This window comes from Buttiauxella noackiae ATCC 51607, assembly GCF_001654865.1.
Classification (GTDB): Bacteria; Pseudomonadota; Gammaproteobacteria; order Enterobacterales; family Enterobacteriaceae; genus Buttiauxella; species Buttiauxella noackiae.
Genome location: NZ_LXEO01000052.1, coordinates 38,730 through 62,822, shown reverse-complemented (window position 1 = coordinate 62,822; position 24,093 = coordinate 38,730). Strand labels below are relative to the sequence as shown.

General features: G+C 49.6%; 23 protein-coding genes. 15 read left to right on the top strand and 8 right to left on the bottom strand.

The window, feature by feature from the left end; all coding sequences use genetic code 11:
- The first annotated feature begins 161 nt into the window (after positions 1-161).
- On the top strand, positions 162-860 hold the full coding sequence (locus M979_RS17670; RefSeq protein ID WP_034460724.1) for a FadR/GntR family transcriptional regulator: 699 nt from the start codon (positions 162-164) through the stop codon (positions 858-860).
- Between the two features lie 42 nt (positions 861-902).
- Positions 903-2,285, top strand: coding sequence for a multidrug transporter subunit MdtD (mdtD, locus tag M979_RS17665; protein ID WP_064555901.1), 1,383 nt, complete (start codon positions 903-905; stop codon positions 2,283-2,285).
- On the opposite strand, the gene rbsR is transcribed toward mdtD, so the two are convergent.
- The 7 genes from rbsR to kup all read right to left on the bottom strand — a co-directional run bounded on the left by rbsR (position 2,282) and on the right by kup (position 10,161).
- Entirely contained in the window at positions 2,282-3,274 is a 993-nt protein-coding gene (rbsR, locus tag M979_RS17660) for a ribose operon transcriptional repressor RbsR (protein WP_064555900.1), read from the bottom strand. The two genes, mdtD and rbsR, sit on opposite strands and share 4 nt — an antisense overlap.
- Positions 3,275-3,277: 3 nt before the next feature.
- Positions 3,278-4,207 carry a ribokinase gene (gene rbsK / locus M979_RS17655; RefSeq protein ID WP_034460718.1) on the bottom strand — a complete coding sequence of 310 codons (930 nt, stop codon included), beginning with the start codon at positions 4,205-4,207 and terminating at the stop codon, positions 3,278-3,280.
- 71 nt (positions 4,208-4,278) lie between these two features.
- On the bottom strand, positions 4,279-5,166 hold the full coding sequence (gene rbsB / locus M979_RS17650; protein ID WP_034460716.1) for a ribose ABC transporter substrate-binding protein RbsB: 888 nt from the start codon (positions 5,164-5,166) through the stop codon (positions 4,279-4,281).
- Positions 5,167-5,194: 28 nt separating this feature from the next.
- Positions 5,195-6,160 (bottom strand): ribose ABC transporter permease, encoded by a 966-nt coding sequence (gene rbsC, locus M979_RS17645; RefSeq protein WP_034460715.1) that lies wholly within the window; start codon positions 6,158-6,160, stop codon positions 5,195-5,197.
- Positions 6,157-7,671, bottom strand: a complete 1,515-nt coding sequence (gene rbsA, locus M979_RS17640; protein ID WP_034460713.1) for a ribose ABC transporter ATP-binding protein RbsA — start codon at positions 7,669-7,671, stop codon at positions 6,157-6,159. Before rbsA ends, rbsC begins: the two co-directional genes overlap by 4 nt.
- Positions 7,672-7,678: 7 nt before the next feature.
- Positions 7,679-8,098 carry a D-ribose pyranase gene (rbsD, locus tag M979_RS17635; protein ID WP_034460712.1) on the bottom strand — a complete coding sequence of 140 codons (420 nt, stop codon included), beginning with the start codon at positions 8,096-8,098 and terminating at the stop codon, positions 7,679-7,681.
- A gap of 194 nt (positions 8,099-8,292) precedes the next feature.
- On the bottom strand, positions 8,293-10,161 hold the full coding sequence (kup, locus tag M979_RS17630; RefSeq protein ID WP_034460711.1) for a low affinity potassium transporter Kup: 1,869 nt from the start codon (positions 10,159-10,161) through the stop codon (positions 8,293-8,295).
- 227 nt (positions 10,162-10,388) lie between these two features.
- On the opposite strand from kup, the gene ravA reads away from it, so the two are divergent.
- Both ravA and viaA read left to right on the top strand, forming a co-directional pair.
- A complete protein-coding gene (ravA, locus tag M979_RS17625) occupies positions 10,389-11,882 on the top strand; it encodes an ATPase RavA (RefSeq protein WP_064555905.1) in 1,494 nt (497 codons plus the stop codon).
- Positions 11,882-13,333 carry an ATPase RavA stimulator ViaA gene (gene viaA, locus M979_RS17620; protein ID WP_064555898.1) on the top strand — a complete coding sequence of 484 codons (1,452 nt, stop codon included), beginning with the start codon at positions 11,882-11,884 and terminating at the stop codon, positions 13,331-13,333. Before ravA ends, viaA begins: the two co-directional genes overlap by 1 nt.
- A 3-nt stretch (positions 13,334-13,336) precedes the next feature.
- Here the strand turns inward: viaA and asnA are convergent, their stop codons facing one another.
- Positions 13,337-14,329 (bottom strand): aspartate--ammonia ligase, encoded by a 993-nt coding sequence (gene asnA, locus M979_RS17615; protein ID WP_064555896.1) that lies wholly within the window; start codon positions 14,327-14,329, stop codon positions 13,337-13,339.
- Positions 14,330-14,485: 156 nt separating this feature from the next.
- Between asnA and asnC the strand changes: the two genes are divergently transcribed.
- From asnC to atpG, 11 genes are all read left to right on the top strand, one after another.
- The gene (gene asnC, locus M979_RS17610) at positions 14,486-14,944 is read left to right on the top strand and encodes a transcriptional regulator AsnC (protein ID WP_034460708.1); all 459 of its coding nucleotides are present in this window, start codon (positions 14,486-14,488) and stop codon (positions 14,942-14,944) included.
- 90 nt (positions 14,945-15,034) lie between these two features.
- Positions 15,035-15,484: an FMN-binding protein MioC gene (gene mioC, locus M979_RS17605; protein WP_064555894.1), complete on the top strand. Its 450-nt coding sequence runs from the start codon at positions 15,035-15,037 to the stop codon at positions 15,482-15,484.
- Positions 15,485-15,857: 373 nt separating this feature from the next.
- Complete coding sequence (gene mnmG, locus M979_RS17600; RefSeq protein WP_064555892.1) at positions 15,858-17,747, top strand: tRNA uridine-5-carboxymethylaminomethyl(34) synthesis enzyme MnmG; 1,890 nt, start codon at positions 15,858-15,860, stop codon at positions 17,745-17,747.
- Between the two features lie 56 nt (positions 17,748-17,803).
- Complete coding sequence (gene rsmG / locus M979_RS17595) at positions 17,804-18,427, top strand: 16S rRNA (guanine(527)-N(7))-methyltransferase RsmG (protein ID WP_064555889.1); 624 nt, start codon at positions 17,804-17,806, stop codon at positions 18,425-18,427.
- Between the two features lie 618 nt (positions 18,428-19,045).
- A complete protein-coding gene (atpI, locus tag M979_RS17590; protein ID WP_034460701.1) occupies positions 19,046-19,426 on the top strand; it encodes a F0F1 ATP synthase subunit I in 381 nt (126 codons plus the stop codon).
- Positions 19,427-19,434: 8 nt separating this feature from the next.
- Complete coding sequence (atpB, locus tag M979_RS17585; RefSeq protein WP_034460700.1) at positions 19,435-20,253, top strand: F0F1 ATP synthase subunit A; 819 nt, start codon at positions 19,435-19,437, stop codon at positions 20,251-20,253.
- Positions 20,254-20,301: 48 nt separating this feature from the next.
- On the top strand, positions 20,302-20,541 hold the full coding sequence (gene atpE, locus M979_RS17580) for a F0F1 ATP synthase subunit C (RefSeq protein ID WP_000429386.1): 240 nt from the start codon (positions 20,302-20,304) through the stop codon (positions 20,539-20,541).
- A 61-nt stretch (positions 20,542-20,602) separates the two neighbouring features.
- Positions 20,603-21,073, top strand: coding sequence for a F0F1 ATP synthase subunit B (atpF, locus tag M979_RS17575; protein ID WP_034460698.1), 471 nt, complete (start codon positions 20,603-20,605; stop codon positions 21,071-21,073).
- 14 nt (positions 21,074-21,087) lie between these two features.
- Positions 21,088-21,621, top strand: coding sequence for a F0F1 ATP synthase subunit delta (gene atpH / locus M979_RS17570; protein WP_034460697.1), 534 nt, complete (start codon positions 21,088-21,090; stop codon positions 21,619-21,621).
- 12 nt (positions 21,622-21,633) lie between these two features.
- Positions 21,634-23,175 (top strand): F0F1 ATP synthase subunit alpha, encoded by a 1,542-nt coding sequence (atpA, locus tag M979_RS17565; RefSeq protein WP_034460696.1) that lies wholly within the window; start codon positions 21,634-21,636, stop codon positions 23,173-23,175.
- A 50-nt stretch (positions 23,176-23,225) separates the two neighbouring features.
- On the top strand, positions 23,226-24,089 hold the full coding sequence (gene atpG / locus M979_RS17560; RefSeq protein ID WP_034460694.1) for a F0F1 ATP synthase subunit gamma: 864 nt from the start codon (positions 23,226-23,228) through the stop codon (positions 24,087-24,089).
- The last annotated feature ends 4 nt before the right edge of the window (positions 24,090-24,093 follow it).

Here is a 24,093-nt window from a genome sequence, read left to right as displayed (position 1 = left end):
AAGCTGACAAGTGTTTATTGCAAAAAGATTACCAAGCGTCTTTTTTTTCGCCAAAAGCACTGCAAAATAGCTGTAACACGGGATATTTGCTGTTTTAAGCATCAGGAAAGGATACCTGGTGGCATACTACTAATAGAAACAACGCTAAAGGAATTGCATTTATGTCTTTATCTGCACAACAACTCGCGGCACAAAAGAACCTTTCCTATGTTCTTGCGGAAAAACTTGCGCAACGCATTCTTCGAGGTGAGTACGAAGCGGGCAGCATATTGCCTGGCGAAATCGAATTGGGTGAGATCTTCGGTGTTAGCCGCACAGCCGTACGAGAAGCAGTAAAGACATTAACAGCAAAAGGAATGGTTCTACCTCGCCCGCGTATTGGTACTCGAGTTATGCCTCGCAGTCACTGGAACTTCCTTGATAAGGAGTTGCTCACGTGGTGGATGACAGAAGAGAACTTTAATGATGTGGTGGATTACTTTCTTGTTATGCGTAATAGCCTGGAACCACAAGCCTGTGCCATGGCCGCCATTAATGGTACCCAGGAGCAGAAAGCATTTCTCAACAAGATGATGGCAGAAATGGTAACGCTGAAAGGCGCGTTTGACCGCCAGCGTTGGATAGAAGTCGATATGGCGTACCATGAACAAATCTATGCAATGAGTGGTAACCCTTTCCTTTGTTCTTTCGCTAACTTATTCCGTTCTATTTATTACAATTACTTTACCGCAATAACAGATAACGAAGTTATTAAGCTCGATTTGCACCAGGCAATTGTGGATGCCATTACCCAGAGCGACAGCCAGGCCGCGCTAATTGCAGGTCAGGCATTGTTAAAAGAACCCATAGCTCAAAGGTAAGGACACACATTTTCCTGGTTGCCTTAAAACATCAGGATAAAAATGACCAAAACAGCTCGCAGTATGGCCGGCTTACCGTGGATTGCGGCAATGGCCTTCTTTATGCAGGCGCTGGATGCCACAATTCTCAACACCGCATTACCCGCAATCGCCCATAGTCTTGGGCGATCGCCATTGGCAATGCAATCTGCGATTATTAGTTACACCCTCACCGTCGCAATGCTAATACCCGTCAGCGGTTGGCTTGCCGACCGCTTTGGCACGCGGCGTGTGTTTATGTTCGCCGTTTCCCTCTTCACTCTCGGCTCGTTTGCCTGCGCCATGTCAAACTCACTTGGTGAGTTGGTTATCTTCCGCGTAATACAGGGTATTGGCGGGGCGATGATGATGCCGGTCGCCCGCTTAGCATTACTACGAGCCTATCCGCGCAGCGAACTCTTACCTGTTTTAAACTTTGTAACCATGCCAGGGCTTGTTGGCCCAATTCTTGGCCCATTGCTCGGCGGTGTATTAGTTACCTGGGCAAGCTGGCACTGGATCTTCCTCATTAATATACCTATCGGTATTCTCGGGCTTATCTACGCGCGAAAATACATGCCGAATTTTACAACTCCACGCCGTGGCTTCGATATGACCGGCTTTCTTCTATTTGGTTTAAGTCTGGTACTGATCTCAAGTGGGATGGAGCTATTTGGTGAGCGTATCGTTGCCAGCTATATAGGCATTCTGACTATCCTGGGCGGGCTTGCTTTGCTGGCAGCTTATATATGGCACGCTCGCAGACATCCAACACCACTGATCGCCCTTCCGATGTTTCGCACCAGAACCTTCTCTATAGGTATTGTCGGGAATCTCGCCTCGCGCCTGGGAACCGGTTGTGTACCGTTCCTGATGCCTTTAATGCTACAGGTTGGTTTTGGCTATTCGGCGTTGATCGCAGGCTGCATGATGGCACCGACTGCGATTGGTTCACTGTTGGCAAAATCCACTGTGACACAGGTATTGCGTAAGCTTGGTTACAGGAAAACATTAGTGGGAGTGACGCTGGTTATCGGTTTGCTGATTGGGCAATTCTCAATGCAATCGCCGGGGATGGAAGTGTGGCTACTCATTTTGCCACTGTTTATTCTGGGGATGGCAATGTCCACGCAGTTCACCGCAATGAACACCATTACGCTTGCCGATCTTACTGATGAAAATGCCAGTAGTGGCAATAGTGTGCTGGCTGTAACGCAGCAACTGGCAATTAGCCTTGGCGTTGCGGTAAGTGCTGCAGTACTTCGTCTATATGAAGGTATCGAGAGTATTAATACTGTCGAACAGTTCCACTATACATTCCTGACGATGGGCGCGGTGACGCTCGTTTCAGCTCTGGTGTTCCTACTGTTACGCCCGAAAGATGGGCGCAACATGATTAAACGCTAGGCTGAACCACGCACCACCAGCTCAGGCGTCAGAAACAGGCGCTGTTTATCCAACGTGGGCTGAGCCATTCGATGTATCAGTACATCAACGGCCAGCTCACCTAGTTCATCTTTAGGCTGATGAATAGTGGTGAGTGGTGGCGTCATATAGCGCGCCAGTTCTATATCGTCATAACCTACAACGGCCATATCCTGCGGAACCTTCAGTCCAGCCTGATACAAAGCGTGATAAGCCCCAACAGCCATTGCATCGTTGCCGGTGAAAACGGCATGAGGTGGCTCGTCCAATGCAAGAAGCAAATTCATGGCTGTGAAGCCGCCCTGAAACTCAAAGTCACCGATAATTTCATAGCCTTCATGAATCTCAAGCCCTGCTCGGTTCATTGCATTGCGATAACCCTCAAGGCGTAAGCGCGCCGGGGTTTTATCTTGCGGGCCAGTGATACAAGCGATACGGGTGTAACTATTATCAATAAGGTGTTGCGTTGCCGTCTCGCCGCCAAGCAGAGAGTTATCCTGGATGACATCGCTTTCTCCATCAAAAGGAGACCAGTCCATCATCACTGTAGGAATAGAAGGATAGCGACTCATAATATCTGGAGAAGGAAGGTGTGTTTCGGTGCACAATAGCAAAAGTCCGTCGACACGCTTTTGCAGCAATGTCTCCAGGTTACGGTTCATGCGCTGCTCATCACCATCGGTATTGCAAAGCACCAGGCTGTATCCACGCTCAAAGCAACTTCGCTCAACGCCTCGCACCAGTTCAGAATAAAACGGGTTACTACTGGCGGTAATTAACATACCAATAGTGTGTGTTTGATTGAGTTTGAGGCTGCGAGCTAAAGCAGAAGGGGCGTAGTTAAGCGTTTTAATTGCCGCATCCACTCTTTCGCGAATAGCATTACTTACGAAACGATCTTTATTAATGACGTGCGAAACGGTAGAAGTTGAAACCCCCGCCATTTTCGCGACGTCTTTCATGGTGGCCATGAATTATCCTTGCTGTTGCAAAAACTCGTCAATTTCATGACGCCATGGCACGGAAGGTTGCGCACCTTTACGAGTCACGGCAATAGCGGCGGCCGCATGTGCAAAACGAATCGCTTCATTCATCGGCTTACTTTCCAGTAATGCGGTAACCAACGCCCCGTTAAAGGTATCGCCCGCAGCGATAGTATCTACTGCTTTTACCTTAAAACCAGGAACTCGCTGCCCTTTGCCGTTTTCACTCAGCCAAACACCACGGCTACCGAGTGTAATAATGACGGTTTCAATACCTTTCGCATGAAGCACCTGAGAAGCCTTTGCTGCATCGTCATCATTTTCGACGCGCACGCCTGTCAGTTTTTCCGCTTCGGTTTCATTTGGCGTGATCATATCCACCAGCCCAAGCAGCTCGTCAGAAAGCTCACAGGCAGGTGCGGGATTGAGAATAACTTTGGTTTGATGCTGATGAGCAACTTTTGCCGCGGCCAGCACACTTTCCAGCGGTGACTCAAGCTGCATTAACAGTGCCGAAGCGTCTGCGATTTTCTGCTGATGTTCTGCCACAAGCGCTGGCGTTAATGCCGCGTTCGCTCCGGCGTGAATACCAATAACATTTTCCCCGGCGCTATTAACGAAGATCAGCGCAACGCCCGTTGAGGCATCTTTAATTGTGCTGATTGGGGATGTGTCGATTTTGTCGCTGACTAACTGTTTGCAGACGCGGCTTCCGGTATCGTCGTCGCCCACGCAGGCAATAAAGGCAATGTCTGCACCGCTGCGTCCTGCAGCAACGGCCTGGTTCGCGCCCTTCCCGCCAAACGCCACCTGATACTCTTGCCCGGTAACCGTTTCGCCCGGCGTCGGGAAATGTTCGAGGTTAAGGATATGGTCAGCGTTAATGCTGCCCAGGACGACGAGATTGCCTTTAGTTTTCATTTTTTGTGTCCAGTTAAGTGCGCCACTCCGGGAGACGGAGTGGCGCGGTGCCCTGCTTTTCTATTATTGTCTTATTTAGTAACCAGCTTCAGGTCAACCGGGATCTTGGAGTCGACTTTTTCGCCTTTCAATACTTTGTCTGCCGTTTCTACACCAATAACGCCAATCTGGTCAGCCATCTGCGCAACAGTAGCGCCTAGCTTGCCACTTTCTACGGCTTTCACGCCGTCAGCGGTGCCGTCGAAGCCAACGACCAGAACGTCAGATTTACCAGCAGTTTGCAGTGCACGCAGAGCGCCCAGTGCCATTTCATCGTTCTGAGCAAATACTGCCTGCACGTCAGGATGTGCGGTCAGCAGGTTCTGCATAACGTTCAAACCCTTAGTACGGTCAAAGTCCGCAGGCTGGCTCGCCAGAACGGTAAATTTGTGTGCAGCAGTCGCTTGTTTGAAGCCTTCACCGCGTTCACGGGCAGCTGATGCCCCCGCAATACCCTGCAATTCAATAACTTTCGCGCCTTCACCTAATTTCTTAGCGATGAAGTCACCCGCCATTTTCCCACCAGCAACGTTATCGGAAGCGATGTGGCTGACCACGGTACCCTGATTCGCCATACGGTCGAGGGTAATCACAGGGATTTTAGCCTGGTTCGCCATTTTCACCGCATTGCCCACGGCGTCGGAATCGGTTGGGTTGATAAGCATCAGCTTGGTGCCGCGAACCGTTAAGTCCTGCACGTTTGCCAGCTCTTTAGCCGGGTTGTTTTGCGAATCCAGCACAATCAGGTTGTAGCCCAGTTTATCTGCTTCTTTTTGTGCTCCGTCTTTCAGTGAAACGAAGAACGGGTTATTCAACGTGGAAACGACCAGCGCGATAGTGTCTTTAGCCATCGCGTTGGCGCTGACCGTGGCGCTCAGTGCAACAGCGGAAACCAGAGTAGCCAGCTTTTTCATATTCATAGTCAGATGTCCTGTAGGGTTATGATTGTTACTGTTTTTTGTTGTCCACCAGCACCGCCAGTAAAATAACCACTGCTTTGACGATCATCTGGTAATAAGAAGAAACACCTAATAAATTCAGCCCGTTATTCAGGAAGCCTAAGATCAGCGCACCGATCAGCGTCCCAACGATTCGCCCTTTCCCGCCAGCAAGGCTTGTGCCGCCCAGAACCACCGCCGCGATAGCATCTAGCTCATAGCCAGTACCCGCTGTCGGTTGCGCTGAAGAAAGACGCGCCACTTCGATGATCCCGGCCAATGACGCCAGCAAACCGCAAAGTGAGTAAACAATAATTTTGACTTTGTTAACGCTGATACCGGACAAACAAGTCGCAGCTTCGTTACCGCCCAGCGCATAGATATAACGACCCAGGCGAGTGTGATGCAGCATGTACCATGCAGCCAGGAAAACGATACCCATGATCCATACAGGCGTTGGGATCCCCAGCGGGCGGCCAATACCAAACCAGCCAAACAGATCTGCGTTATCAGAGAACCCGGTGTTTACTGGACTCCCGTTGGTGTACACCATCGTCACACCACGCAACAAAAGCATCATCACCAGCGTGGCAATAAACGCCTGCACCCGCCCTTTAGCAACAATCACCCCTGTTACAGCCCCGATTGCGGCACCCAATGCCAGTGCCCCGGCAATAGCCACCAGGGCATTCACTTCTAAACCAACAATCGAGGCCGCCACAGCTCCGGTCAGCGCCAGTAAAGAACCAACGGACAGGTCGATCCCGGAAGTCAAAATGACCAGCGTCATCCCGACCGCCATAATGGCGTTTACGGAGGTTTGTTGCAGGATATTGAACAGGTTATTTACAGTGAAGAAGTTAGGGCTAAGGCTCGAGACAACAGCAATCAACACAAGTAGTGCGATAAGTGATTTTTGCTCCAATAGCCACGCTTTAGTGAACCAGCGACGTGTCGAAATAGACTGGGTACTCATTTTACAGACTCCTGATTCACGCGATTTAACTTGCCGACGGCCGCCGCCATAAGTATTTCTTGGGTGGCCTCTTCACGGGTAAATTCCCCGCCGAGATGCCCTTCGTGCATCACCATAATTCGGTCGCTCATACCGAGGACTTCCGGCATTTCCGACGAAACAAGGATGATGCTTAACCCATCGGCTTTGAACTGATTGATTAACTGATAAATTTCTTTTTTGGCCCCAACGTCAACGCCGCGCGTTGGCTCATCAAGAATCAACACTTTCGGGCGAGTCATCAGGCCACGGGCAATCGCCACTTTTTGTTGATTACCACCTGAAAGCAGGCCAATCGGCTGTTCCATTGATGGGGTTTTCACGTTGAACAAACGGATAAAGTCCTGCACCGCTTGCTGTTCATCTTTATGTTTCAGGCGACCCGCGTTATGGCTGAAGTAGCGCAGTGCGGTCAGCGACATGTTCTCTTTCACTGACATGCCGAGCACCAGCCCATCACGCTTACGGTCTTCCGAAATATAAACAATACCGTTTGCCAGACCATCTTGCGGTGAACGCGTCACCACTTCACGGCCATCAAGCGCCACATAACCACCGGTACGCGGCAGTGCGCCATACAGCACTTTCATTAATTCAGTGCGACCCGCGCCCATTAAACCGGCAACACCAAGAATCTCACCTTTGCGCAAAGTGAAACTGACGTCATGCACGCCTGGTCCAGAAAGGTTATCTACGCGCAGGCGCGTTTCGCCCGGTTGTTTATCCAGCCGTGGGTATTGATCTTCGAGTTTGCGGCCGACCATCATTTCAATCAGCGTATCTTCGCTCAGCGTCACCACTTCGCGCTCGGCAATAAACTGGCCGTCGCGGAAAACAGTGACGTCATCGCAAATCTCAAAGATCTCTTTCATGCGATGGGAGATATAGACGATGCCGCGTCCCTGGGCTTTCAGCTCGCGGATCACGCGGAATAAAGAGTCTGTTTCGGTATCGGTCAAAGCATCGGTTGGCTCATCCATCACAATGACTTTCGACTCAAAGCTCAGAACCTTGGCAATTTCGACCATCTGCTGATCGCCGATCGACAAATCACCCACCAGCTTCTGGCTGTTGAAGCGCAGGTTGAGCTTAGCGAGTAATTTATCTGCCTCGGCATACATCGTTTTCCAATCAATTTTGCCGAAACGGTTTACGAATTCACGGCCAAGGAAGATGTTTTCCGCAATGCTTAGCTGCGGAATCAGGTTGAGTTCCTGATGAATAATACCGATGCCCGCTTCCTGTGAGGATTTCGGGCCATTAAAGGTGGTTTCTTTGCCAAGCCATAATAGCGAACCCGCATCGCGTTGATAAATGCCGGTCAGCACTTTCATCATGGTGGACTTGCCCGCGCCGTTTTCACCCACCAGCGCCATTACGCGCCCTGCGTACACATTCAGCGCAGCACCAGAAAGAGCTTTCACTCCCGGGAACGCTTTATCGATCCCTTTTAATTGCAGTAACGGTTCCATACCGGCCTCAGAAAGTTACGCCAGCACAAAGAATGATATTCGCATACGGGGAACACTCCCCGCTGCGAATAACCGCCTGGCTATCAGCGGTGTGAAGCTTGAACTGCTCATGACTAATGTAACGAATAGAAATGGTGTTTCCCTGGTGTTGTTGCAGTTGCTCGATGTGCTTGAGCAACGTTTCATGGAGTTGGGGATTATGTTGTTTAATTTCCGAAGCTAAGATCGCAGTTTCAACCTGCATCTCTTGCGTTACGACTTCAACGACCTGCATAAAACCCGGTACGCCGTGAGTCAGTGCCAAATCTATACGCGGTGTATTGCGCGGAATGGGCAATCCGGCATCGCCAATCACCAGCGTGTCGGTGTGGCCAAGACGGGAAATAACGGACGAGATATCAGCGTTGAGAACGGTGCCTTTCTTCATTTTCTTACTCCACTAGCGAAACGTTTCGCTGAGGTAAAGTGTAGGAAATCTAGTGATGGGAAAACAACCAGCTCGTAACGAAAATGTGATCGCTATCGAAACGTTTCGCTGAATTGTTTCATTGCGAAGGAAATGAGAGCGAGCACAGTCAAGCTAACAAAAAAAACGCCCCTTCGATTGAAGAGGCGTTAACGTTAAATCTCGACCTGAGTTCCTAACTCGATAACCCGGTTTGGTGGGATTTCAAATTGGTCAGGTGCACGCAAGGCGTTGCGTTGCAGAGCGAGGAACAGTTTGCCGCGCAGTCTCAGATACCATGGGCGTTTACCGATGATCAGTGATTCATGCGACATAAAGAACGATGTCTCCATCATTCGACAACTTAACCCTTCAAGGCCACAGCGATGGAACACCTCTTCCACATTTGGCGTTTCGCGCCAGCCGTAACTTGCAACCACGCGCCAGAACGTCGGTGAAAGTTGTTCGATAGAAACACGACGTACATTATGAACGTACGGTGCATCTTCAGTTCGCAACGTCAGCAGTACCACACGCTCATGCAGCACTTTGTTGTGCTTGAGGTTGTGAAGCATCGCAAAAGGAATCACGTTCAGCGCACGGGACATATAAACCGCTGTACCCGGCACGCGCACCGGTGGCGATTTTTCCAGAGAGGCAATCATTGCTTCAAGTGAATTTCCGTGCTCATGCATACGACGCAGCAGGCGGAAACGCTCGCTTTTCCAGGTGGTCATGATGATAAACATCACCAGCGCCAGGCACAGCGGCAGCCAACCACCGGAGAAGATTTTGACCACGTTTGCTGAGAACAGTGGGATGTCGATGCACAGGAAAGCAAAGCCCATCAGCAGTACGGCAATTTTGTTCCAGTGCCAGTTTTTGGTGGCGACAGTACAACAAAGGATGGACGTCAGCACCATCGTACCCGTTACCGCGATGCCGTAAGCCGCCGCCAGGTTACTGGAGTGCTCAAAGCTCACAATCACAATCACCACAGAGATATAGAGGAGCCAGTTAATTGCTGGCACATAAATCTGCCCGGACTCCATTTCCGAGGTGTGGATAATGCGCATTGGTGACAGATAACCCAGGCGGACAGCCTGACGAGTCAGCGAGAACACGCCCGAGATAACCGCCTGAGAGGCGATAACCGTTGCCAGTGTTGCCAGAATCATCAGCGGTATCAGCGCCCAGTCTGGAGCCAGCAAGAAGAATGGGTTCTTTATAGCTTCCGGAGTTTTGAGCAGCAGTGCGCCCTGGCCGAAATAGTTCAGCACCAGTGACGGCAAAACCACCGAGAACCACGCAATACGAATCGGCAACTTACCGAAATGGCCCATATCCGCATACAGCGCTTCAACCCCGGTAATTGAAAGCACTACTGCACCGAGTGCAAAGAATGAAACCGTTTTGTATTCGATAAAGAAGTGCACCGCCCAAGCCGGATTCAATGCATGAAGCACTTCCGGGTTGGCAATAATACTGCGTGCACCTAACACCGCCAGCACCAGGAACCACAGCATCATGACAGGAGCAAAGAGTTTGCCCACCATGCCGGTACCATGTTTCTGAATCATAAACAGCAGTGTCAGCACGACTATCGATAACGGAACGATATAGGCGTCAAGCTGCGGCGCGGCTATCTCAAGCCCTTCGATGGCCGACATAACCGATATTGCCGGGGTGATGACTACCTCGCCATAGAAGAAGCTACCGCCGATCAATCCCATGATCACCAGCACCGACGTCATTCTCGCCGAAGTATTACGCCCAGCCAAAGACATTAGCGTCAAAATCCCGCCTTCGCCGGCGTTATCAGCACGCATGACAAAAGTGAGATATTTAACAGAGACGACTAAGATCAATAACCAGAAAATTAAAGATAAAAAGCCAAATACGGCATCACGTTCTACGCCAAACCCAAATTGACCAGACAGACATTCACGAAGGGTATAAAGCGGGCTAGTACCGATATCACCGTATACCACCCCAATTGCAGCCAGCGTTATCGCAGGCAATGATTGTTTATTATCAGCGCTCATAGACTAATCTTTTGTTGGAATCCTGAAAGCGTGTGCTTAGTCCCTTGGCCCACAAAAAGGCGCACAGTATGCACGATAATGAAGTAAATCGTACCCCTAAATACAACAGGCTTAACTTATGTCAGGGAAAAAAGAGCCGTTCATCAATCCATTAACGATAATATAGATGAACGATATACTCGCTGTACTCAATGAGTTTTATACCGCGTAAGGATGCAATGCTAATTATGGCTCAATCACATTTATTGGCTGAAAGAATTTCACGGCTTAGCCAGGCACTGGAAAAAGGATTGTTTGAACGCCAACATGCAGTACGACTTTGCCTGCTGGCAGCGCTAAGCGGTGAAAGTGTTTTCTTACTTGGCCCTCCAGGTATAGCCAAGAGTTTGATTGCCCGCCGACTGAAGTTTGCATTCCAGCATGCGCGCGCTTTTGAATACCTGATGACGCGTTTCTCCACCCCTGAAGAGGTATTTGGTCCGCTTTCCATTCAGGCTTTAAAAGATGAAGGCCGCTATGAACGCCTCACTGCCGGGTATTTGCCAGAAGCTGAAATCGTCTTCCTCGATGAAATTTGGAAGGCAGGCCCAGCCATTCTTAATACTCTGCTGACTGCAATAAATGAACGCCGTTTCCGTAATGGGGCAAGTGAAGAAAAAATCCCAATGCGTTTGCTGGTGGCGGCCTCCAACGAACTCCCGGAAGCAGATAGCAGCCTGGAAGCGTTATATGATCGTATGTTGATTCGCCTGTGGCTCGACAAAGTGCAGGATAAAGGCAATTTCCGCTCAATGCTCGTCAGCCAACATGATGAGAACGACAACCCGGTTCCCGAAAGCCTGCAAGTCACTGACGATGAGTATTTCAAATGGCAGCAGGAAATTGGCACCGTGGTACTTCCTGATAATGTATTTGAACTGATCTTCACCTTACGCCAGCAACTCGATAATGCTTCAGGGGCACCTTATGTTTCTGACCGCCGCTGGAAGAAAGCCATTCGCCTCCTACAAGCCAGTGCCTTCTTTAGTGGCCGCAATGCTGTCGCCCCGATTGATTTGATCCTGCTAAAAGATTGCCTGTGGCACGACCATGCAGCGATGAATTTGATGCAGCAACAGTTGGAAATATTGATGACCGGGCACGCCTGGCAGCAAAATGCGATGCTCAGTAAATTGGGTGCCATTATTCAGCACCGTATTCAATTACAGCAGCAACACAGTGACCGGGAAGCAATCACCGTAACCAAACAAGGTGGCATGTTTAGCCGTCGTCCACAGTATCAGTTGCCTGATTCACTAACAGGGGAAACGCTGACGTTATTACTCCAGCAGCCGCTGAAACTGCACGATATCGAAGTTATCCACGTCTCTATTTCCCGCGAAGCTTGTGCCCAGTGGCTAATAAAAGGAGGGGAGTTGCGTGGCAAACTCAACGGTATTGGTTTTGCCCAGGTCTTGAATATGGAAATAGACGCAAGCCAGCATCTGGTTCTGCGCGATATAAGTCTGCAAGGTACGCGTCTGCTGCTTCCGGGCAAACAGCAAGAAGGGATGCCGGATGAGATCAAACAACAATTCGACTCTCTCGAAGCCACACTCCACCAGCAACATGAACGTTTTAACGATCAGCAAAAATGTTTGTTCATCCACAACGAATGGCTTGGGAAAATTGAAGCCAGCCTGCAAGACGTTGCGGAGCAGATTAAACAGGCACGCCACTAATGTTAAGCGTTGAAGCTCTTGATGTGATCCTCGCGATTAGCGAGGGTGAGCTAATAGAAGGAATTATTGTCGCACTGTTGGCAGCGCCTCAGTTGGCGGTGTTTTTTGAAAAATTCCCACGCATGAAAAACGCGGTAACCAAAGATATTCCTCGTTGGCGCGAATTGCTCAAAGCGCGACTGCACGACACCAACGTGCCGCAAGAGCTAACCCTGGAAGTCATGTGTTATCAGGAGAGCCAACTGCTCACCACAAACCAACTATCCGCAAAGCTTCCAGATATCTTACGCCTGCTGGAAAGGGTTGATTCTCCATTCTTCGGGCAGGCCCAGAAGCTGGTGGCTGAAACACCCAGACTGACACCTGCCCAACAAACGTTGTTTCTGCAACGCTGGCGTCTGAGCCTGGTGGTTCAGACCACATCACTTAACCAACAATTACTGGAAGACGAGCGTGACCAGTTGCTCGCTGAAGTGCAGCAGCGTCTGGCACTGAGTGGCCAGCTAGAACCGGTTTTAGTCGACAGTGATAACGCCGCAGGGCGTCTGTGGGATATGAGTGCCGGGTCGCTTAAACGTGGGGATTATCAGCTTATCGTTCAGTATGGCGATTTTCTTGCCAGCCAGCCTGAATTGCTCAAACTGGCCGAGCAGCTTGGTCGCTCTAAAGAAGCAAAAGCGGTACCTAAAAAAGATGCACCCACCGAAACCTGGCGCATGCTGGTGCGTGAACCTGCAACGGTGCCAGAGCAGGTTGACGGGCTTCAGCGTAGCGATGACATTTTGCGGTTATTACCGCCAGAGTTGGCAACACTTGGCATTAGTGAGCTGGAATTTGAGTTCTATCGTCGGCTGGTGGAAAAACAGCTGCTGACGTATCGGTTACACGGTGATTCCTGGCGCGAGAAAGTTGTCGAGCGCCCTGTTGTTCACCAGGATTTTGACGAGCAGCCACGCGGGCCGTTTATTGTTTGCGTTGATACTTCCGGTTCAATGGGCGGTTTTAACGAACAATGCGCCAAAGCGTTTTGCCTCGCACTGATGCGCGTGGCCCTGGCGGATAACCGCCGCTGCTTCATTATGCTGTTTTCCAGCGAAGTGGTGCGCTATGAAGTTTGTGGTGCAGATGGTATCGAGCAAGCGATCCGTTTTCTGAGCCAGCGTTTTCGTGGTGGTACCGATCTCGCCAGTTGCTTTAGGGCAATCGCAGAAAAAATGCAGGGAAGTGAATGGTTTGATGCCGATGCGGTAGTGATTTCTGACTTTATTGCTCAACGCCTGCCAGATGAGGTCGTCACGCAAGTGAAGGATCTGCAGCGTAAACACTTGCATCGTTTTCATGCCGTCGCCATGTCGGGGCATGGCAAGCCCGGCATCATGCGCATATTCGATCATATCTGGCGCTTCGATACCGGGATGCGTAGCCGCCTGCTGCGTCGCTGGCGGCGTTAATTCTTACAACAGTGACGCAACTTTAGCGTGGACTTCAGAAGGCCACACGCCGCACTGCACCTGACCAATGTGCGGCTGTTGCAGCATCAGCATCACCAGGCGAGACTGACCAATACCACCACCAATAGTTTGCGGCATTTCACCTTTAAGCAATGACTGGTGCCACTCAAGTTGCAGACGATCATCATCACCTGTTACTGCCAACTGGCGTTTTAAAGCTTCAGCATCAACACGGATCCCCATTGAAGAGAGCTCAAATGCATCTTCAAGGATCGGGTTCCACACCATAATGTCACCATTCAACCCTTTGAAATCACCCTGGCTGGCGGTTGACCAGTCATCGTAATCCGGTGCACGAACATCATGACGTTTCCCGTCAGCCAACTTACCGCCGATACCAATCAGGAACACTGCGCCCAGCTCTTTGGCAATCGCACGCTCACGCCCTTTTGCATCAAGCTCAGGGAAACGCTGTTGTAACTCTTCGCTATGAACAAAGTGGATTTGTTCTGGCAGGATAGGTGTCAAACCGTACTGCTCGCTCACTGCGGCTTCTGTGGCTTTCATTGCCGCCCAGATGCTTTCTACAGTTTGTTTAAGCGTACCGAGATGACGTTCTCCTTCACCCATAACGCGTTCCCAATCCCACTGATCGACATATACAGAGTGGATCGGAGTCAAACGGTCTTCATCGGGGCGAAGAGCTTTCATGTGCGTGTAAAGCCCTTCGCCCGCGCTGAAGTCATGCTGGCCGAGTGTTTTTCTTTTCCATTTAGCCAGCGAATGCACCACTTCAAACTGCGCATCAGGCAAGGTTTTCACCTTCACCTGCACCGCCTTTTCGCAACCAGACAGATTGTCTTGAGTACCATCACCCACGCGACTGAGAATTGGAGCCTGGACTTCCATCAAACCAAGCTTTTCTTCCAGTTGACGTGAGAAGTGGGACTTAACAAAACTAATCTGGCGTTGTTTAGCGATGTAGGCAGTTTTCATGGTTTTCTCTTTATTGTGTTGTTTTACTGACGATGATTAAGCAACAAACCCGGCATAACATTCAATAATCAACAATAAAAAAGCCTTACTGGTTTTCAATCGACTAATTTAAGGCTATAAAATCTGAACTATCGTTACTAATCATAGGAAAAAGTGATGGATAATTATCAGATCGACAATCTCGATCGCGGCATCCTCGACGCTTTAATGGCAAATGCTCGTACTGCTTATGCAGAACTGGCTAAACAATTCAGTGTTAGCCCTGGCACAATCCATGTGCGGGTAGAGAAAATGAAACAGGCTGGGATTATTACCGGCGCACGCATTGATATCAGCCCTAAACAACTGGGTTACGACGTTTGCTGTTTTATCGGCATCATTTTAAAGAGTGCGAAAGACTACCCTTCTGCACTGGCAAAACTGGAAAGTCTCGAAGAAGTCACGGAGGCGTATTACACCACCGGGCACTACAGCATCTTTATTAAGGTGATGTGCCGATCTATCGATGCGCTTCAACAGGTACTTATCAACAAGATCCAAACAATTGATGAAATTCAGTCCACCGAAACACTGATCTCCCTCCAGAACCCGATCATGCGGACCATCAAGCCCTGACAGCTATTTTTAATACCCATATTATCCACAGGTAGATCGCAGGCCTTACACAGCGTACAATGCCCATCGTTTCGAAAAGGTGGGATCGCAATGACAGAAGTTACTCTGATTAGCGGCAGTACCCTGGGCAGTGCTGAATATGTGGCTGAACATTTAGCGCAGAAGCTAGATGAGGCGGGTTTTACGACCCAAACGCTGCACGGGCCACTGTTTGAAGATCTACAAACCAGTGGGATATGGCTGATTGTCTCTTCTACTCATGGAGCAGGTGATCTTCCTGACAATCTGCAACCGTTGTTCGATGCTATAAATGAAGAACGTCCGGATCTGAGTTCTCTTCATTATGGTGCAATCGGAATTGGTAGTCGTGAATACGACACTTTTTGCGGTGCAATTGAAAAACTGGACACCCTTCTGACGGAGTGCGGAGCTAAAAGAGTGGGCTCTTTACTCAAAGTGAACATCCTTGATCACGATATTCCTGAGGATCCGGCTGAGATTTGGGTCGGATCATGGAAGAATTTACTCCTGGATTTGTAAAGATCTCACTTTTATCTGTGTATAAGTATGCTTAAAAGCTTGGGTTAAGCAGTAGTTATCCCAATAACAACTCCTGTTCACTTTTTGAGTTGTGCATAAGTAGCTATTTTGATCCCAGCTTATACGTTCTGGGATCACCGATCATTCACAGCTAATGATCCTTCTTAATTACTTGATCTCTTTGCCATAAAAACGGTTATCCACAGAACATGCCGATCCTAATAAGAGATCATAATAAAGAGATCTTTAAATAAAAAAGATCTTCTTTTAATTACCTACGATCCCAAGACTTTCTCGAAAGGCTAAAGTTAAGTAGAATCGCCAACCTCGGGAATCAGTCATCCCCCCATTTGCAAAACCGTGAGGCAGTACCATGTTTTATCCAGATCCTTTTGACGTCATCATCATTGGTGGGGGTCATGCAGGCACTGAGGCTGCTATGGCCGCTGCACGGATGGGCCAACAAACCCTTCTTTTGACTCACAATATCGACACTCTGGGACAGATGTCTTGTAACCCAGCGATTGGCGGTATTGGCAAGGGACATCTGGTTAAAGAAGTGGATGCTTTAGGCGGTTTGATGGCAAAAGCTATCGACCATGCAGGCATCCAGTTTAGGATACTAAACGCAAGCAAAGGCCCCGCAGTACGGGCTACTCGTGCTCAGGCAGACCGAGTGCTGTATCGTCAGGCGGTACGCACTGCGCTGGAAAACCAACCAAACCTGATGATCTTCCAACAGGCGGTTGAAGATCTGATTGTTGAGAACGATCGCGTTGTCGGTGCTGTTACGCAAATGGGTCTGAAGTTCCGTGCTAAATCCGTGGTACTGACTGTCGGTACGTTCCTGGATGGCAAAATTCATATCGGACTGGATAACTACAGCGGTGGCCGTGCAGGCGATCCGCCATCCATTTCGCTTTCACGTCGTTTGCGTGAACTGCCACTTCGTGTCAGTCGCCTGAAAACAGGCACACCTCCACGTATCGACGCTCGCACAATCGATTTCAGCGTACTTGCCCAACAGCATGGCGATACCCCAATACCGGTGTTCTCGTTCATGGGAAATGTGAACCAGCATCCTGCGCAAGTACCGTGTTACATCACGCATACCAACGAAAAAACGCATGACGTTATTCGTAATAACCTCGATCGCAGCCCGATGTATGCTGGCGTTATCGAAGGGATTGGCCCGCGTTACTGCCCGTCTATTGAAGACAAAGTGATGCGTTTTGCTGATCGCAACCAGCACCAAATCTTCCTTGAACCTGAAGGGCTAACCAGCAACGAAATCTACCCGAACGGTATCTCCACCAGCCTGCCGTTTGATGTTCAGATGCAGATCGTCCGTTCGATGGAAGGCATGGAAAATGCGAAGATCGTCCGTCCTGGCTATGCCATCGAATACGACTTCTTCGATCCTCGCGATCTGAAACCAACACTGGAAAGCAAATATATCCAGGGTCTGTTCTTTGCTGGCCAAATCAACGGCACTACCGGTTACGAAGAAGCTGCGGCGCAAGGTTTATTGGCTGGTTTGAACGCAGCACGCTTCTCTGCTGAGAAAGAGGGATGGGCTCCTGCTCGCTCACAAGCCTACCTCGGCGTACTGGTTGACGATCTTTGTACTCTCGGTACCAAAGAGCCGTACCGCATGTTTACCTCACGAGCCGAATACCGCCTGATGCTGCGTGAAGACAACGCCGATCTGCGTTTAACCGCCGTTGGCCGTGAAATGGGTCTGGTGGATGACGAACGTTGGGCACGCTTTAACGAAAAACTGGAAAGCATTGAGCTTGAGCGCCAGCGTCTGAAAGATATCTGGCTGCACCCTCACTCTGAAAGCGTTGAAGAAGTGAACGCAAAATTAAGCGCCCCTCTTTCTCGTGAAGCAAATGGCGAAGATTTACTGCGTCGCCCAGAAATGACCTATGCTGAGATGATGCAATTGTCAGTGTTCGCACCGGGCCTTCAAGATCCACAGTCTGCTGAACAGGTAGAAATTCAGGTTAAATACGAAGGCTACATTGCTCGTCAGCAAGAAGAGATTGAAAAACAACAACGTAACGAAAATACATTGTTGCCTGCAACACTTGATTACCGGCAGGTGAGTGGTCTTTCTAACGAAGTGATCGCTAAGCTTAACGATCACAAACCAGTCTCCATTGGGCAGGCCTCACGCATTTCAGGGGTAACCCCGGCTGCGATCTCTATTTTGCTTGTCTGGCTAAAAAAACAAGGCTTGCTACGCCGTAGCGCCTGATGAATACATTTCAGGGCCAGGATTTCCTGGCCTTTTTTTGATGGGTATAAACCACAGTGCTTAACAAACTCAATCGCCTGCTGGATAGTGCAGGCATTACGTTGCCAGAAAACCAGAAACAACAGCTGGTGGGTTATGTTGAACTGCTCCACAAGTGGAACAAAGCGTATAACCTAACCTCCGTTCGTCTTCCTGATGAAATGTTGGTGCGCCATATTCTCGATAGTATCGTTGTAGAGCCGTACTTGCAGGGCTCACGTTTTATCGATGTGGGAACAGGCCCGGGTTTACCGGGGATACCGCTGGCGATAGTGCGCCCGGACTCGCATTTTACGCTGCTGGACAGCCTCGGTAAGCGTGTTCGCTTCCTGCGTCAGGTTCAACATGAGCTTCACCTTGATAACATCACGCCAGTACAAAGCCGTGTAGAAGAGTTTCCGGCTGAGCCACCATTTGATGGGGTTATCAGCCGTGCTTTTGCCTCAATGACTGACATGGTGACCTGGTGTAAACATCTGCCTTCTGAGAATGGTCGCTTTTACGCTCTCAAAGGATTGCGCCCGGATGACGAAATTGCAGCCTTACCCGCAAGCTTCACGGTTGAAGAAGTTATTCGTTTGCAGGTGCCAGAGCTTGATGGTGAACGCCATCTGGTGATGATTAAGCCAAACAAAAATTAATATTTATCAAAAAAAGGCGAAAAAGGATTGTTTCGAGAACGTTAAAAATACGAGGGGAAATGCCTGAAATCTCTGGTTACATTTAACGCAATCCTAACTTTCCTGCTTGTAGTTTTTAACGTGGCGAGCATTGGCGATTTCAAAAATAGTAAACTATGAAAATATAACCCTGCTAAATATTTTGTAGGGTTGCAACTCGCGTGAATGTTAAAGTTTTAATAAAAATGTCAATGGATTGTTTTAAGTGTGTTTCAGGCTATTTTAAATAGAGTAGACAGTAATCAGCTTATTTATCAGTCATCTGTGTTTCGCACTTTATGAGGCAGACAAATGCATAATGCCTATGAGATGTTTGATTTGTGATCGGGTGCACGCTTTATAATGCGGTTATTTCGGTTGTTTGCAGTTTTTAAGAAAATAACCGCTATTCAGCAAAAGTTGAAAAATAACGCCGCAGGAAAATATTTAAACATTTGTTCACCTTTTTGCTACTTAATGTTTGAAATCACGGGGCCGCACCGTATAATTTGCTCGCTTTTTGAGGCTTGACTCAAAGTCGTAAAGGCAGTTTTATACCAGCGCGATATACCCCGAAGGGAGCAGGAGTTTGGATAAGCCATGTCTGTGTCTCTGTTGAGTAGAAACGTTGCTCGTAAGCTTTTATTCCTTCAGCTTCTTGCAGTGATAGCAATTGGATTGCTGTTTTGTCTCAAAGACCCCTGGTGGGGTGCTTCTGCTTTTGGCGGAGGCCTGGCAGCCTGGTTGCCAAATGTTGTATTTATGAATTTTGCCTGGCGTCACCAGGTGCATACACCGTCAAAGGGCCGTTTGGCCTGGACCTTCGCTATTGGCGAAGTATTAAAGGTGATAGCGAGCTTTACCATACTGGTGGTGGCGTTAGCTGGTTTTAAGGCGGTATTGTTGCCGCTTATTGTGACGTGGGTTTCGGTGCTGGTTGTGCAGATACTCGCACCAGCTGTAATTAACAACAAAGGGTAAGAGGCATCATGTCTGCAGGAGAAATCTCTACACCGCAGGAGTATATAGGCCACCATCTGAATAACCTTCAGTTGGACCTGCGTACTTTCTCGCTGGTTGATCCGTATCACCCCCCAGCTACCTTCTGGACACTCAATATTGACTCCATGTTCTTCTCCGTGGTTCTGGGTTTCTTGTTCCTGGTGTTATTCCGCAAAGTAGCAAAAAACGCTACCAGTGGTGTACCAGGGAAATTCCAGACGGCAGTTGAGTTGGTCATAGGCTTTGTTAATAGCAGTGTCAAAGACATGTACCATGGCAAAAGCAAGGTCATCGCACCTCTTGCTCTGACGGTCTTTGTCTGGGTATTCCTGATGAACCTGATGGACCTGCTGCCAATCGATTTCCTGCCGTTTATCGGCGAGCATATCTTTGGCCTGCCAGCCCTGCGTGTGGTGCCGTCTGCGGACGTGAATATCACCCTGTCTATGGCGCTTGGTGTGTTTATCCTGATTCTTTTCTACAGCATCAAAATGAAAGGCATTGGCGGCTTCACGAAAGAGCTGACGCTGCAGCCGTTCAATCACTGGGCATTTATACCGTTCAACTTAATCCTTGAAGGTGTGAGCCTGCTGTCCAAACCTATTTCTCTTGGTCTGCGACTGTTCGGCAACATGTATGCCGGTGAATTGATTTTCATTCTGATTGCTGGTCTGTTGCCGTGGTGGTCACAGTGGATTCTGAGTGTGCCTTGGGCCATTTTCCACATCCTGATCATTACGCTGCAAGCCTTCATTTTCATGGTTCTGACGATCGTCTATCTGTCGATGGCATCTGAAGAGCATTGATTTTACTTACCACTACTGCGTTTTAACTGAAACAAACTGGAGACTGTCATGGAAAACCTGAATATGGATCTGCTGTACATGGCTGCCGCTGTGATGATGGGTCTGGCGGCAATCGGTGCTGCGATCGGTATCGGCATCCTCGGGGGAAAATTCCTGGAAGGCGCAGCGCGTCAACCTGATCTGATTCCTTTGCTGCGTACTCAGTTCTTTATCGTTATGGGTCTGGTGGATGCTATCCCGATGATCGCTGTTGGTCTGGGTCTGTACGTGATGTTCGCCGTCGCGTAGTAAGCATTGCTTAATACACCAAGCAATATCAGAACGTTAACTAACAAAGAGGCATTGTGCTGTGAATCTTAACGCAACAATCCTCGGCCAGGCCATCGCGTTTGTCCTGTTTGTTCTGTTCTGCATGAAGTATGTATGGCCGCCAATCATGGCTGCCATCGAGAAGCGTCAACAAGAAATTGCTGACGGTCTCTCTTCTGCAGAACGTGCCAAAAAGGACCTTGACCTTGCACAGGCCAACGCGACCGACCAGCTGAAAAAAGCCAAAGGTGAAGCTCAGGTGATCATTGAGCAGGCGAACAAACGCCGTGCTCAGATCCTTGAAGAAGCTAAAACCGAGGCAGAGCAGGAACGTGACAAAATCGTTGCACAGGCTCAGGCAGAAATCGACGCAGAGCGTAAACGCGCTCGTGAAGAACTGCGTAAGCAAGTGGCTCTGCTGGCTATCGCCGGTGCCGAGAAGATCATTGAACGTTCCGTGGATGAAGCTGCTAACAGCGACATCGTTGATAAACTGGTCGCTGAACTGTAAGGAGGGAGGGGCTGATGTCTGAATTTGTAACTGTAGCTCGCCCCTACGCCAAAGCAGCTTTTGACTTTGCCGTCGAGCACCAAAGCGTTGATAACTGGCAGCATATGCTGGCATTCGCCGCTGAGGTGTCTAAAAACGAACAAATAGCAGAGCTTCTTTCCGGCGCATTAGCTCCGGATACTCTCTCTGCGTCGTTTATCTCCATCTGTGGTGACCAGCTAGACGCCAATGGCCAGAACCTGATTAAGGTGATGGCTGAAAATGGGCGTCTGAAAGTTCTTCCTGATGTTCTTGAGCAATTCGTTCAATTGCGCGCAGCCCGAGAGGCTACCGTTGAAGTCGAAGTGACTTCTGCCAGCGCATTAAACGAAGACCAGCTTTCGAAAATTAGCGCCGCGATGGAAAAACGTCTGTCACGCAAAGTTAAGCTGAATTGCAAAATTGACAAGTCTGTAATGGCGGGTGTCATTATCCGCGCAGGTGATATGGTTATTGATGGTAGCGTACGCGGCCGTCTTGATCGCCTGACAGACGTCTTGCAGTCTTAAGGGGACTGGAGCATGCAACTGAATTCCACCGAAATCAGCGAACTGATCAAGCAGCGCATTGCTCAGTTCAGTGTTGTGAGCGAGGCTCACAACGAAGGTACAATCGTTTCTGTAAGTGACGGTATCATCCGCGTACACGGCCTGGCCGATGTTATGCAGGGTGAGATGATTTCCCTTCCGGGAAACCGTTACGCCATTGCACTGAACCTCGAGCGCGACTCTGTAGGTGCAGTAGTAATGGGTCCGTACGCTGACCTTGCCGAAGGCATGAAAGTTAAGTGTACTGGCCGTATTCTTGAAGTTCCCGTTGGCCGTGGCCTGTTAGGCCGCGTGGTGAACACCCTGGGTGCACCTGTCGACGGTAAAGGTCCTTTAGAGCATGACGGCTTCTCCGCTGTTGAAGCGATTGCACCTGGCGTTATCGAACGCCAATCCGTAGACCAACCTGTGCAGACAGGCTATAAGTCCGTTGATGCCATGATCCCAATCGGTCGTGGCCAGCGTGAACTGGTCATCGGTGACCGTCAGACAGGTAAAACTGCTCTGGCGATCGATGCCATCATCAACCAGCGTGATTCCGGCATCAAATGTATCTATGTGGCTATCGGCCAGAAAGCGTCCACCATTTCTAACGTGGTTCGTAAACTGGAAGAGCACGGCGCACTGGCAAACACCATCGTTGTTGTTGCAACTGCATCCGAATCTGCTGCACTGCAATACCTGGCACCGTACTCCGGCTGCGCAATGGGTGAATACTTCCGTGACCGCGGTGAAGATGCACTGATCGTTTATGATGACCTGTCTAAACAGGCTGTTGCTTACCGTCAGATTTCTCTGCTGCTTCGTCGTCCACCTGGTCGTGAAGCTTACCCAGGCGACGTTTTCTATCTCCACTCCCGTTTGCTGGAACGTGCTGCGCGTGTTAACGCCGAGTACGTTGAAGCATTCACTAACGGTGAAGTGAAAGGTAAAACAGGTTCCCTGACCGCACTGCCGATTATCGAAACGCAAGCTGGTGACGTTTCCGCGTTCGTTCCGACTAACGTAATTTCTATTACCGATGGTCAGATCTTCCTGGAATCCAACCTGTTTAACGCCGGTATTCGTCCTGCGGTTAACCCGGGTATCTCCGTATCCCGTGTTGGTGGTGCTGCTCAGACCAAGATCATGAAAAAACTGTCCGGTGGTATCCGTACCGCTCTGGCACAGTATCGTGAACTGGCTGCGTTCTCTCAGTTTGCATCAGACCTTGACGATGCGACCCGTAAGCAGTTGAGCCACGGTCAGAAAGTGACCGAGCTCCTGAAACAGAAACAGTATGCGCCAATGTCTGTTGCGCAGCAGTCTCTGGTTCTGTTCGCTGCTGAACGTGGTTACCTCGAAGATGTGGAACTGGCTAAAATCGGTAGCTTCGAAGCCGCTCTGCTGGCTTACGTTGACCGTGACCATGCTCCACTGATGCAAGAAATCAACCAATCTGGTGGCTATAACGACGAAATCGAAGGCAAGCTGAAAGGCATCCTCGATTCCTTCAAAGCAACTCAGTCCTGGTAAAGTCTGGCGGCTTGTCTTAGGGCAAGCCGCAAGGCATTGAGGAGAAGCTCATGGCCGGCGCAAAAGAGATACGTAGTAAGATCGCAAGCGTCCAGAACACGCAGAAGATCACCAAAGCAATGGAAATGGTCGCCGCGTCCAAAATGCGTAAATCGCAGGAACGCATGGCTGCCAGCCGTCCTTACGCAGACACCATGCGTAAAGTGATTGGTCACCTTGCTCTGGGGAATCTTGAATACAAACACCCTTACCTGGATGAACGCGAAGTCAAACGCGTGGGCTACCTGGTGGTGTCCACTGACCGTGGTCTGTGTGGTGGCTTGAACATTAACCTGTTCAAAAAGCTGCTGGCTGACATGAAAGAGTGGTCCGATAAAGGCGTTCAAAGCGAAATCGCAATGATCGGCTCTAAAGGCGTCTCTTTCTTCAACTCTGTAGGCGGCAATATTGTTGCTCAGGTGACTGGTATGGGTGATAACCCTTCCCTGTCCGAGTTGATTGGCCCGGTGAAAGTGATGTTGCAGGCCTACGATGAAGGCCGTCTGGACAAGCTGTATGTTGTCAGCAACAAATTTATAAACACAATGTCTCAGGTTCCTACCCTGACCCAACTGCTGCCGTTACCGCCAGCAGAAGACGGTGAGTTGAAGAAGAAATCCTGGGATTATCTGTATGAACCTGATCCTAAAGCGCTGCTGGACACCTTGTTGCGCCGTTATGTGGAATCTCAGGTTTATCAGGGCGTCGTAGAAAACCTGGCCAGCGAGCAGGCCGCACGTATGGTGGCGATGAAAGCCGCTACCGACAATGGCGGCAGCCTGATTAAAGAGCTGCAGTTGGTTTACAACAAAGCTCGTCAGGCCAGCATTACTCAGGAACTCACCGAAATCGTCGGTGGCGCTTCCGCGGTATAACCAG